Genomic DNA, 12,295 nt, shown 5'->3' on the forward strand with positions numbered 1-12,295 from the left:
CGCTGTGCAGTCAGACATGTGCGAACACCTCGGCCACGCCCTGCATCCAGCCGCGTAACCACGACAGTTTTGGGCGCCGGCACCCGAATAGCTCCTCAGCCATCTCGGAGATGTCGCTGCCCCACACGGGCTCGTCGTGCTTTAGAGTGCGGTAAAGGTCCTTTTGCGCGTCGGACCATCCTTCCCAATGAGTGGAATCGATGAGCGCGATGGCTTCAACCTCTCGATAGTGGGCATACCCGGCCCATTCCCTCCCTGCCTCTAGACCCTCGGCGTTCTCCTCCTCCCGCAAATCCTGTCGTTCTTGCCGAAGGCGTTCGATGTGGGGTTCGTCCATGTCACTCTCCTTTGATCGACGCGGTCATCGCGCCCATTGCTGATTTCTTCGGCGTGGCTCGGCTGATCGAGAGCTGGCGGTGCGCGCCGACGTGAGCTGGTCGGCGACAATGCCCCAGCTCGCCCGGCTGGTACCGTAGCGGTCGGTGTATTGGTTCCACTGGAGCCGGCCGAATAGCTGCACCAGATCGCCCTGCTCGTGCTCGACCAGCGCCTTGGCGGTGGTGCCGAACGCGATCACGTCGATCGGCACCGCATCGCCCTCTGGCTTGGGCTTCACCGCGAGCTGCACCGTTGCCATCGGCGAGCCCTTGGCGGTCTCACGCCGCTCGGGGGCCTGCATCAGGCGGCCGATCGCGGCGACGGTAATCACCGGACGGCCTCGAGGCGACCCAGCACCCGGAAGGCGCTGATGCGGTGATCGAAGGTCAATTTCAGGCGCCCGCGGCGTCCCGGCATGCCCATGCGGACCTTGCTCACGATGACCTCGGCCGCGTTCTCTTCCGGATTCGCGCGATGGTAGGTCAGGCCGTAGTCGGCCTTGTTCGCCCAATTCGCCGAGCCCGAGATCGCGTAGAGCCCGGGCGGGCCGCTCTGCCGATCGGGCGGCGGCTTGGTCGGGTGCGCCACCACCCAGAAGCTGACATCGTAGCGCCGAGCGAATTGCTTGATCGCCCGGTTGGCGCGGCCGATGTATTCGGTCTCGGTCTCGTCGGGGCGGCGGCGGTGTTCCAGCTCGTTCCACGGGTCGAGAACGACCATGCGCACGCCGTACTGCAGCACCGCCATCTCGCACAGGCCGAGGAAGTGCTCGAGCGTGAATTCCTCCTCCTCGTCGACCATCTGCGCGACGATCACCAGCCGCTCCTCGAGCAGCGCGTCAACCTCGTCCAGGAATTTGCCGCCCAACTCGTGGATCCCGCAGCCAAGCACCGCGGCACGCAGGTGATCGCGCAGGACCGGCTTCGGCATGGTCTCGAACGAGGCGACGCAGACCGGGAAGTGATGTCGCAGCGCGTGGGCGATGATCGGCGTCATCAGCGTCGACTTGCCGGCGTTGGCGTAGCCGGTCAGCACAGTGAGCGTCCCGGGGACGATCCGCATGAGATCGTCGAGCCCGGCCACCCCGGTCGAGTACGACACCACCTCGCCCCGCTCGGGAAAGTCGGACAGCCGATAGAGCCCCTGCACCGGATAGGGGTTGGCGCAATCGAGGCAACGAGTGACACCGGCCACGCCTTCGACGGCAAGCACGTCCCCGAGATCCTTGCACCCGGCCGGATAGCGCACCAGCCGGCACCGCTCGGCCCCGAGCAGGCGCACGAGGTCCTGCAACAGCAGGTAGCCGGGCCCATCGGCGTCGCAGGCGAGGATGAACTCCTGCACATCGTAGAGCGCGGCCCGGTGGGTCCGAGCCCAATCGTAGCGTTTGGCGGCGTCGGGGTCATCGCTCGCCTCGGCCGGGGCGCCATTGGGGACCGACACGGTCGCCGGGTAGCCCGCCTGAATCGCGGCCAGCGCGTCCCACTCGCCCTCCGTGATCACCACCGACTCTTGCCCGGACAAGACCTCCGGGCGCGTCAGCGCTTCGGCGTTCCACAACACAAGCCGCGCGCCGGGGTCCATCTGATGGTCCTTGCGCTCGGTATTGCGGTGCTTGTGATTCACCACCTTGCCGCCCAGCCGGTACGGCACGCTCAGCCACTGCCCGCCCTTGATCAGATGGGAGGTCAGCCCGAATTGCATCGCCAGTTCTGGATCCAGCCCACGAGCGGCGAGCCATTGCTGATGCTTCTCGTTCAACATGGCGTCGGCCGTCCTTGTGTCCGCAGTGGTGGCAGAATGCAGTCCAGCCCTCGGCGTCGATCTTGACCGACAGACAGCGCGCCTTGGGTTTCTTGCGCTTGGCCGAACAGGCCGGGCAGGTGCTGGCGTGTTCGCCCTGCCCGTAGTCGGTGAGGCGGATGCCGCGATCGGCGAGCTGGTCGGCGATCAGCATAGGATCACCGGCTGGTCATCGCGGTTGCCGGCCTTGAGCACGCCGAGGACGTAGGTCGCCGGATCGACCGCGTGCTCGAGCTGCGCCGCGGTGATCGCCTTGAGCACCGCCGGCCGGCCATAGTCCTTGACCATCCTGCCAATCAGCGCGCGCTTGCTCGGCCCGAAAAAAGCGACCGCTCCATCCCAAAAGGCCTTGTCGAGATCGACCACGTCGGCGCCTTCTTCAGCGTTAGCTGGAGAAGGATATCTCTGTTCTGTATCTGGGGGCGTTGCAGGGAGCGTTGCGGGCCGCGTTGCATGCAACGTTGCCGAGCCGTTGCGCTGAGCGCGATGCTTGCGCGAGCGATCGGTCGAACAGTCTGACTTGTATTGGTGTTTTTCCCAATTGTGGGGCCGCCAGCCGCTCTCCAGCTCGTCGATAAGACCCCGCTTGGTCAGCCGATAGATGCTGGCTAAGTGGGCATCTATCCGCCCACTAAGTACCCCCTTAAGTATGTCGATAGGCGGGATGTGACCATCGTTCTCGCCGGCGATCGCCAGCAACTGGATCCACATCCGGAAGTCCCGATCGGACAGTTGCACGACCTTCGGGTGCCGGATCGCCGAGTGGTAGAAGCGGAGCCACAGCATCTCACGCGGTTTCCAGCATGAGTGCCTGGAGCAGCAGCTCGATCTCGTGATCGGGGATGAAGCCGTACTCGTGCACGGCGAGCAGGAAGTTCTTGCGCTTGCTCGGGTCGCGGCTGGACCGGATCCATTGAACCACCTGATCGCGCTTGGGCGAGTCCGGGAGGGCAAACAGAGGGTGGAGATCTTGCATTTTCGCCTCGCAATTGCGGGGCCCGGGGAAATGCGACATAACCCCCTTGCATCCGCGGGTTATGCCGCTGCGAGCCCCCGGGTCCGAGATTACGGCCCGGGGGTTTGTTTAAGCGGCGGCATCACGTTCGGCGATGCGGCGCTCCATCCAATCGTCGACCTCGTCCTCGATCCAAGCCTTCGCCCGATCACCGATGTTAATCGGCTTCGGAAACGACTTGTCAGCATAGACCGAGGATCGCGATTTGCCGGTTCGATCAAGCACGCCACGTAGGCGTAGCAGGCGGCGGGGGCGCTCGGAGGTTTGCATTGCCATCGCAACTGAGCCCTTCAAAGTAAGTGAGGGGCTATTCAATTACGCCGGTCAATGGGGAAGTAAAAGACAGGAAAAATGGGCCCTGTATCGGACTCCGCGAACGTAGGTGAACTACGCTGGAGCCCTCCAACCCGTAATGGACAAATGTGACGTTACGGGAACGTCACAAATCCGATAGGAAAATTTGGACAGATAGTGCAATTTTCGAGCCCAAGCGTTTCACTTGCCGCGCTTGAGGGGGACAATTTGTCCCATTGTTCTTTGCGTGCCAGAGACAATTCGATCGACATCTGTGCCCCATGCCGCCAGCGCTTCACCTTTCTCGGCGAGGTAGTCGTAGCGCTGGTAGAGACCGACGATGCCCGAACGAGCGCCACTGATGTGGTTAAGGCAAGCCTCGGTCACCTCTAGCCTCACGCCCAGCCGCTGCATTCCGGTCGCTACCGTTCGCCGCACATCATGGAGCACCCAAGGAGCGACAGGCCGACCCACCAACGCCTCGACGTTGGCGGTGATGCGCTTCATGACCTTGGAAAAGCCGCTCGGTCCTTTTTCGGGATCCGATCGGGATGGGAACAACTTCGGGGCGTTGGCAAACTCGGGAACGGTGGCAAGCACCGCGAGCACCTGCTCACTTAGGGGAATGAGGTGTGCGGCGCCGTTCTTCGTGCGAGCAGCGGCGATGGTCCACAATTTCCCCTCGCGATCAAACTCAGCGCGATCGGCATTGAACACCTCGTCTCGCCGGGCACCAGTAAGGATCGCCAGCTTGATCGCGCTTCGCCACGGATGAGGTTCAAGGTCCGCGGACTGCCACAGAGCGCGCAGTTCCACATCGTCCAAGGTTCGATCGCGTGCGTCAGCCTTCGGAGGCTTCCGGGCGTCACGGCAAGGATTGGAAGGAAGGCGGTCTAGCCGCGGCATGGCCCAGCCATAGAAGGCCGACAGTTGTGCGAAGACGTTACGGGCCATGATCGGAGTTGGCCGCGCCCCACCCTGAGCGATCTCGTCAATGAAGCGGGTGACGTCGCCACGCGTCACGGCGTCCGCCATGCGATCCCCGAGCTTTGGCAGAACATAGGTGTCGAACACCCGGACGATCTCCACCTTCGATCGCTTCGTTTCGACTTCCGTGCGCTTGTAGTCCTCCCACAGGGCACGCACTGTCCCCGCGCTCGCGGAAGCTTTCCGTTCCTCGATAACACGGGCGACGGGGTTGGCCCCGTTCTCTATGTCCGAGATAAGTGTCCGAGCCTTGGCTCGAGCTGCTTTGAGACCGAAACGCGGCGGCTGGTAACGGCCGAGTGTGATGTTGACCGGCTTGCCGGCCACCCGCTTGCGCAGGATGAAGGTCTTGGTGCCGCTCGCTCCAACCCTCACACGAAGGCCAGGCACGTCGCCGTCGGCGTATTCAGCCTGTCCTTTTGCGGGGGCTTTCAAGCCCGCAATCTTCGAGTCCGTAAGGCCCGCCATTCGACCACCTTGTCCGTTACCTAAGCACATCCCAACCGGCCCAATTGCGTTACCTAAGGTATCGCCTGGAGCGGCATACTATGGGAAATCGTGGACCTTATTGGACATAGGAATGGCGGAAATCAAGGGTTTCGTGGACCTATTGGACGCGAAAAACGTCGGGGTCTAGAATTTGTAATCAGGGGGCCACGGGTTCGAATCCTGTAGCCGGCACCATTTTCAATGACTTAGCGTCGATTCCTCACATCTGCACGTAGAATCGGGTTTACAGCAAAAAAGCCGATTTTCGCGATTGTTTACCCTGCAGAACGCTAACCCCTTGTTTTGTCGTCAAGAGCACCAGATTCTCTCTCAGACCGTTTCAGTCGCGACGTTTGCCGCCCCTCGCTCAACTTCCAAAGTTCGTAGGGACTTAGTTTAGGCGAATTATCGTCGCCTGAGGATCTCGCGTGGATTGTGATCTTTCGAGGATGAATCTCGATGGATTGGATCTCGATACCTGCGTTCATGGCGGCGGCTATGGAGCGCTTGATCTCCACAGTTGGTGGAAATTTCAGAGGGGTGGGCATGTGAGCCTCCTATTACGATTGAGGGGGAATTCGCGCATTGGACCGCTGCCGAACGGAAGCTCTTCAAAGGTGGCTTTGAACGGGTGCACTCGCCATCAGGTCATGCCCTTTGGAAGTTTGGACACTGACTGAGAGCTTCGTAAACGCTATTGCGTTTGCGGTTCCGCTCGATACTTGAGGGAATGGTGAGGATCCCGATGGAAGACGACGCGCGAGTATTTAGCCTTCACTACTTCGGGAAAAGGTTCAGCAATAACCGCATTCCGGTCGAAGCTTTACCAGATTTGCCTGCATTTCGAGATCTGCTCCTGTCATTTGCCAAAGACGAGTGGCGAGCTCGGCATCCGGATCGACAAAAACTCCCCAGAAACTTCGACAAGGAGCTGGTGCTGTCACTGTTTGCAATTGAGGACGGCAGCGCGATACCCAAGCTCGAATGGAAGCGGAGTGATCCACAAGCGCTCCTGTTCGAGATCGCAGATGAATTCGATGACATCGTTGAGGCAGCATATGCCAACGTGGTTGTGCTGTTTGACGGTGGCGAGACTGAGACCCCACATCTTAACTCCGAGAAACTCCGAGCGTTGAACCGCTTTGGTGCAGCGCTGAAGGAAGGTGAGAAAATTGAGTTGGCCGCCCGGGACGAATCCGGGAAGGTTGTCTGGCTCGACATGCATCGTCGCAAGCAACTGATAATGGGTGGCCGAGAAACCTACCAAACTCGGATTGAAGGCACGGGCGAGCTGGTGGGAAATGACTCCCCGAGCGACCCTAACGGCCAATGCTCTATCCGAGTTCAAACAGAACAGTACGGGACCATATCGATTCCCGTCGACAGGCTACAACTTTACGAGGAGTTTGCGGAGGCGCTGAACTCCGAAGTCCAGTTTGAACTGCTGGTTGAGCTCGACCAAAACGACAAACTAAGATCAGTCGTCGATGTCTTTGACGTAGCCACAATTTCGGATCCAAACGGGACCGTGGTGGCAGATGCTAAGTCACGCCTGGAAGAGTTGCAGAGGCTTGAGGATGGTTGGCACGATGGAGCGGGCCTAGCCCTTGGCCGAGCCGCTCTCGCAAGAGCACTAGATTTCGTCGTGGCGACCCGCACTTCCGGCGTCGACATGCATATCTTCCCTACCGAAGTGGGTGGCGTACTGGTCGACTTCCTCCTGAAAGGTTGGGAATATTCAGTTGAGTTCGACCGCGTCGGCAAGCCGGAAATGTACGGCATAGAAGTTTCCGGATCGGGAGAAATGGAGCCCACCTCCTTTGGAGGGGTGGATGACGTGATTGAGGAGTTCCGTCGTAGGTTGTCCGCTAATGGCTGAGCAATTGACTGATCCAAATGAGGTCCTCTTCCGTCAGATTCATCCCAGCAATTTCAAAGACGGTCGGCCAGCGTCCGACAGGTTTCGGCCGCAACCGAGCGACCACGGCAAAATGTCCGTAGATCGGGCGGCCTTAACCTCGGCCAATGCATCACATGCATTGTACTCATCGTCGGGCAACCTCTCAGCAGCGGTCTTCGGCGTCTCGGTCGAGGAGTTCTTGGAGGAAAGTCTGATCTGTTTGTCAGACCCTTTGATTGCCACAGCAGGCCAACCAGCAAATCCCGCTCACGCCTTAGTCGATTACACGTCGTTCGAGGAACGTAAGTGGAAGAACATCTCTAAGAGGCTTTGCATCAAAGCAATCGAACGGGGGCAATTGCACCCGCCTGACGAAGACTGAAGCACCCGTCCGACGAAACTCGAAGCCACGAAAACAGCCTCAATTTGGTTTACAAGCATAGGGACCGTCGAGGGGGAGTCCGGGGCGGTTAGAGCGGCGGTTTACGAAATTATCCAATAAAAACAGTGTCTGGGTCAGTTTTGTAATCAGGGGGCCACGGGTTCGAATCCTGTAGCCGGCACCAGATTTCAGGATCTTAGGTGTTCCCTGATGGCGAATCGAGACCAGTCGCAAGCCTGGCAGCTCGACAATTCACCCCCCTAAGAGCTCTCGGGCACGCTGATGATGTGGTCATGGCTTTTCCGGCATTCCTGAGCTGTTTTTTGCCACTCATCGTGAGAGCAGACGTAAACATGGCCCTCGAGACAGAGTTCTGATCCCTCTGGCCACTCCTGGCCGGCAAAAATGCATGCCATTGCAGTTGCCCTTCAAGTTGCCGGCATCGTATGCCGCTTGAGCGCACTTCTGTACGCAGCAGCCCTCTACTGACAAAGCCCCGCCGCGCGCTTGGCTATACCCGACAGTCCCTTGCAGCGCGGCAACTCCTGGCTCTGCTGTTGCTCCGGCCGCTCCTCTTCCGCCGCCGACGAAGCATCGAAGTCGCCCATGCCCGGCATGCCGTGCATGACCATGGCGTTGGCGCGGAAGCGAACGCGGGCGATCCAGTCGGGCTGCCAACCGCGGGCCGCGTTGGCCGGCCGCGCAGGGTAGGAGAAGTCCGCCTCAGGCCCGTAGGCATAGAGGTTGGTCATCATGAACTGCCCGCCCTGCTGGCGCACCTCGGCGGGAATCGCACAGCTCGTCTGGCTCGGCGGCATGACCGTCTTGGCGGTAATGAGCTTCTGCACCGTGCTCGGCGAGATCCAGTCCCACATCGGGCCACCGAACTGCTGGGTTGACGACGAGGTCCACCAGACCATGTCGCGCGGCTGGCCGCTCTCGTCGGGGTTCATCGCCATGACCCAGGCGTAGTACCCGGTGGCCGTCGGCACCGAGTTCCAGCTCAAGTTCACCGCTCCGCTGGCCGCGTCGGCCGTTGCGGGACGCAGGGCGGACATGAAGTCGTTGGCGAGATCGAACGATATCTCGGGCGCATAAGTGCTGGCGATACGGTGGTTGCCGAGCAGCGAGGCATTGCCCGGCACCGGCTTGGGATCGCGCTCGTTTGGCCACTCGCCGAAAGTCTTGCTGTTGGCCGAGGTGATCGACCAGTCTTCGGGCAGGTTGAGCGATTGGGCGTAGAGCCCCGGCGGGACCTGTCCCCGTGCCAGCTTCGAGAAATCGATCACCACCGGCTGGCCAGGCCCGGCGTGCTCGCCGCAGCCCCAGAACAGCAGTAGCCGCCCGGTCGGCATCTGACTCGGTGTGTATTCTTGCGTGCCAGCCACCTGGCGCGGCGTCACCAGCGGCAGCGAAGCGCCCATGCGCACGCCCTGCGGAATGAAGTGGTCGGCCTTGGGATCGCCGGTCGGAGCCTGGCTCGAACCCAGCCGCAGCCTGAGCTCATGCGCGACCTGATTTCCGCCGCCACGCATCATCGCCATGGCCGAATTCAGCCCACCGCCGCCATTGGCGCCCATTGCGCCCATGCCCGAGATCGTGCCGGCATCGATGGTATAGCGCGCTGGCGGCCCCGAGCCGCCCTGCGAGATCGCCGGGACCGCTACCGCGATGGCCAGACCCGCCACCGACGCAACACCTGCAAGCCGAAGAAAACGCTTCCTCATGACCAAACCCCCTGCCTACCCCTTGGCTTGCAGGTACTTAGCGCGAGTTGGACCGCGCCACCAGTGCGGCCAGCCCCTACCCCATTTGCCCTGGGAATTGCGACCTTCGGGGGGTGGGGACGATCTTAGACGGGAAGCCCCACGTAGTTCTCGGCAATGCTCGTCTGCGCGGCGCGGCTGCCGGAGATGTAGTCGAGCTCAGCAACCTGCATGGCCCGCTCAAACGGTCCGTCATCCGGGAAGCGGTGCATCAGCCGGGTGAGTGACCAGCTGAACCGTTCGGCCTTCCAAACACGCGACAGCGCTTTGTCCGAATAGCCCGCCACCGCGTCGTTATCGCCCGCCTTGAAGAACGCGGTGAGCGCCGCTGCCGCATAATGCACATCGCTCGCCGCCAGGTTGAGACCTTTGGCCCCGGTCGGCGGCACGATGTGCGCGGAGTCGCCGCACAGCAGCAGGCTGCCATGCCGCATCGGGGCGAACACGAAGCTGCGCAGCGGTGCGATCGACTTCTCCAGCGACGGCCCCCGCACCATGTGCGCAGCAGCCTGCGGTCCGAGGCGGATCGCCAGTTCGTCCCACACGCGCTCGTCGGGCCAGTTCTCGACTTTGTCGGTGATCGGTACGTCGACGTAATATCGGCTGCGCGTTTCGCTACGCATCGAGGCGAGTGCGAAACCACGTTCGTGGTTGGCGTAGATCAGCTCGTGATTGCACGGCGGAACATCGGCCAGGATGCCGAGCCAGCCGAACGGATATTCACGCTCGTACTCTGTGCCCTTGCTGACCACTGCTTGCCGGCTCGGGCCATGGTAGCCGTCGCACCCTGCGATGAAACGCGCGTCGACCCGGTGCTGCTGGCCGTCCTTGGTGAACGTCACGAACGGCGCGTCACCTTCGACATCGTGCAACGCCACGTCCTCGGCTCCGTAGATCACTTCGAGCCCGCGCTCTTCGCGCGCATCCATCAGGTCGCGAGTAAGCTCGGTCTGGCCGTAGACGACGACGTGCTTTCCGGTCAGTTCGGCAATGTCGATGCGGATCAGACGTTCGCCGTCGGCCAGGTTGAAGCCATCGTGGGGCAACCCTTCGGCCTTCAACCGCTGGTCAAGGCCGAGCCGCTCCATCAGCGAGACGGTGATCTGTTCGAGAACACCTGCCCGGATGCGCGACAGGACATAGTCCGGCGTCCGCCGTTCGAGCACGACGCAGTCGACGCCTTCCGACCGCAAGAGATGGCCGAGCAGCAATCCCGCTGGACCGGCGCCGATGATGCAAACCTGTGTTTTCATTGACATAAGCCTGGGAATTAGGGGACTCGATTTACTCCCCTAGCGTCCAACCGCCACATAACGGAAGCCATGACGTTCGATGTCCGCGCGATCGTAGAGATTGCGCAGGTCGACGAGCAAGCTGTTCCGGAGCACCGTCCCGGCCCGTTGGAAGTCGAGCGCGCGGAACGCATCCCATTCGGTCACGATGACCGCCGCGTCGGCGCCCTCCATGGCATCATAGGCGTCATCGCAATACGTGACGTCGTCGAGCACCTTGGCCGCTTGCTCCATCCCTTCGGGATCGAAGGCGCGGACCGTGACTCCGGCATCCTGCAGCGCCCGTACGATCGCCAACGAGGGCGAATCGCGCATGTCGTCGGTGTTGGCCTTGAAGGTCAGTCCGAGCAACGCCACCGTCTTGCCTTGGGGCGGGCCGTCGAGCGCGTGGATCACCTTGCGGCCCATCGAGCGCTTGCGGTTGTCGTTGGAGGTGACGACCGCCTCGACGATACGCAGCGGTGCCTCGTAGTCCTGCGCGGTCTTGAGCAGCGCCAGCGTGTCCTTGGGAAAGCACGAGCCGCCATAGCCCGGCCCGGGCTGGAGAAAGCGCGCGCCGATGCGGGTGTCGAGACCGATGCCCTTGGCCACGTTCTGCACGTCGGCGCCGACCCGCTCGCACAAGTCGGCGATCTCGTTGATGAAGCTGATCTTGGTCGCGAGGAACGCGTTGGCGGCATACTTCGTCAACTCGGCCGCGCGCCGCGTCATCACCAGCAGCCGCGTCTCGTTGCCGAGCAGCGGACGATAGATTTCCCGCAGCACGTTCGCGGCGTGATCGTCGTTGACGCCGATGACCACGCGGTCGGGGCGCTTGAAGTCTTCGATCGCCGCGCCTTCGCGCAGGAATTCCGGATTGGACGCGACAGAGAATGTCAGGTCCGGGCATTGCTCGCGAATGATGCGCTCGACCTCGTCACCGGTGCCGACGGGGACGGTCGACTTGGTGACAACCACCGTGCCGGGATCGAGATGCGGGGCCATCTCGCGCGCCGCGGCATAGACGTAGCTGAGGTCGGCGTGACCGTCGCCGCGCCGCGAGGGCGTACCCACCGCGATGAACACCGCGTCGGCATTCGGCAGGGCTTCGATAAGATCGAGCGAAAACTCGAGCTGTCCGGCCGCCACGTTCTTCGCCACCAGTTCATCGAGGCCAGGCTCGAAAATCGGAATGCGGCCGTTGTGCAGCGCTTCGATCTTGCTGGCGTCCTTGTCGACGCAACAGACCTGATGGCCGAAATCGGCGAGGCAGGCACCGGAGACAAGGCCAACGTAACCGCTTCCGATCATTACTATGCGCATCGTTTACCCCCATGAAGCGGCGTGTTTCGCCAGCTTGGATTAGTCAAACGCCTGGTGCGGTAGCAACTCACCCTCGTCCGCGATATCCCGAAACGCCCTGATCGGGTACCCAGAGCCCTGCGGGCGACGAACCGCTTTGCCAGAAAACGTCGATCGGAATGCCACCGCGCGGATACCAGTAGCCGCCGATGCGCAGCCATTGCGGGGCCATCTCGTCGAACAGGCGCTGACCGATGCCGACCGTCACGTCCTCGTGGAACGCACCGTGATTGCGGAACGAGGACAGGAACAACTTGAGGCTCTTGGATTCGACGATCGTGGCGCCCGGCGCGTAGTCGATGACGAGGTGGGCAAAATCAGGCTGCCCGGTGACGGGACACAGCGAGGTGAACTCCGGAGCGGAGAAACGCACCAGGTAGAGGCTGCCGACACGCGGATTGGGCACATAGTCGAGCACGGCCTCTTCCGGGGAGGCGGGCATGGCGCTCTGCTGGCCAAGATGGCGCGGCGCGTTCGAGGAAGTGTCACTCATCGGTCGCGCTCTTGCCTCTATCGGACGCCGTGCACAAGGCGGCGCTTTGCGTTGAGCGGTTCACGGACTATTCAGCGCCTGCCTTACCATTCGGCTGTCAGAGATGGGTCGGACGTTCAAAATTCCTAAGTCAGAGATAACCTGCCGCATTGCCG

13 protein-coding genes are annotated in these 12,295 nt (G+C 61.7%); 2 read left to right on the plus strand and 11 right to left on the minus strand.

The window, feature by feature from the left end:
* Window positions 1–10: 10 nt before the first annotated feature.
* The 7 genes from ASD76_RS09625 to ASD76_RS09655 form a co-directional block, all read right to left on the minus strand.
* A complete protein-coding gene (locus tag ASD76_RS09625; protein WP_055921757.1) occupies window positions 11–337 on the minus strand; it encodes a hypothetical protein in 327 nt (108 codons plus the stop codon).
* A gap of 24 nt (window positions 338–361) precedes the next feature.
* Window positions 362–709 (minus strand): single-stranded DNA-binding protein, encoded by a 348-nt coding sequence (locus tag ASD76_RS09630; protein ID WP_055921760.1) that lies wholly within the window; start codon window positions 707–709, stop codon window positions 362–364.
* The gene (locus ASD76_RS09635; RefSeq protein ID WP_055921763.1) at window positions 706–2,142 is read right to left on the minus strand and encodes a DnaB-like helicase C-terminal domain-containing protein; all 1,437 of its coding nucleotides are present in this window, start codon (window positions 2,140–2,142) and stop codon (window positions 706–708) included. Before ASD76_RS09635 ends, ASD76_RS09630 begins: the two co-directional genes overlap by 4 nt.
* 186 nt (window positions 2,143–2,328) lie before the next feature.
* The gene (locus ASD76_RS09640; protein WP_055921767.1) at window positions 2,329–2,967 is read right to left on the minus strand and encodes a hypothetical protein; all 639 of its coding nucleotides are present in this window, start codon (window positions 2,965–2,967) and stop codon (window positions 2,329–2,331) included.
* A 1-nt stretch (window position 2,968) separates the two neighbouring features.
* On the minus strand, window positions 2,969–3,157 hold the full coding sequence (locus ASD76_RS09645; protein WP_055921769.1) for a hypothetical protein: 189 nt from the start codon (window positions 3,155–3,157) through the stop codon (window positions 2,969–2,971).
* 108 nt (window positions 3,158–3,265) lie between these two features.
* Window positions 3,266–3,472 carry a helix-turn-helix transcriptional regulator gene (locus tag ASD76_RS09650; protein WP_235506604.1) on the minus strand — a complete coding sequence of 69 codons (207 nt, stop codon included), beginning with the start codon at window positions 3,470–3,472 and terminating at the stop codon, window positions 3,266–3,268.
* 219 nt (window positions 3,473–3,691) lie between these two features.
* A complete protein-coding gene (locus tag ASD76_RS09655; protein WP_321164427.1) occupies window positions 3,692–4,975 on the minus strand; it encodes a tyrosine-type recombinase/integrase in 1,284 nt (427 codons plus the stop codon).
* A 736-nt stretch (window positions 4,976–5,711) separates the two neighbouring features.
* On the opposite strand from ASD76_RS09655, the gene ASD76_RS09660 reads away from it, so the two are divergent.
* Both ASD76_RS09660 and ASD76_RS09665 read left to right on the plus strand, forming a co-directional pair.
* A complete protein-coding gene (locus ASD76_RS09660) occupies window positions 5,712–6,845 on the plus strand; it encodes a hypothetical protein (RefSeq protein ID WP_156457628.1) in 1,134 nt (377 codons plus the stop codon).
* Window positions 6,838–7,248 (plus strand): hypothetical protein, encoded by a 411-nt coding sequence (locus ASD76_RS09665; protein ID WP_055921778.1) that lies wholly within the window; start codon window positions 6,838–6,840, stop codon window positions 7,246–7,248. Before ASD76_RS09660 ends, ASD76_RS09665 begins: the two co-directional genes overlap by 8 nt.
* A gap of 482 nt (window positions 7,249–7,730) precedes the next feature.
* On the opposite strand, the gene ASD76_RS09670 is transcribed toward ASD76_RS09665, so the two are convergent.
* The 4 genes from ASD76_RS09670 to queF form a co-directional block, all read right to left on the minus strand.
* Complete coding sequence (locus tag ASD76_RS09670) at window positions 7,731–8,975, minus strand: hypothetical protein (RefSeq protein WP_055921781.1); 1,245 nt, start codon at window positions 8,973–8,975, stop codon at window positions 7,731–7,733.
* Between the two features lie 125 nt (window positions 8,976–9,100).
* The gene (pobA, locus tag ASD76_RS09675; RefSeq protein WP_055921784.1) at window positions 9,101–10,267 is read right to left on the minus strand and encodes a 4-hydroxybenzoate 3-monooxygenase; all 1,167 of its coding nucleotides are present in this window, start codon (window positions 10,265–10,267) and stop codon (window positions 9,101–9,103) included.
* Between the two features lie 39 nt (window positions 10,268–10,306).
* Complete coding sequence (locus ASD76_RS09680) at window positions 10,307–11,608, minus strand: UDP-glucose dehydrogenase family protein (RefSeq protein WP_055921787.1); 1,302 nt, start codon at window positions 11,606–11,608, stop codon at window positions 10,307–10,309.
* A 67-nt stretch (window positions 11,609–11,675) separates the two neighbouring features.
* The gene (gene queF, locus ASD76_RS09685) at window positions 11,676–12,140 is read right to left on the minus strand and encodes a preQ(1) synthase (RefSeq protein ID WP_055921791.1); all 465 of its coding nucleotides are present in this window, start codon (window positions 12,138–12,140) and stop codon (window positions 11,676–11,678) included.
* Window positions 12,141–12,295 lie beyond the last annotated feature (155 nt).

It is taken from the genome of Altererythrobacter sp. Root672, from assembly GCF_001427865.1.
GTDB lineage: Bacteria > Pseudomonadota > Alphaproteobacteria > Sphingomonadales > Sphingomonadaceae > Croceibacterium_A.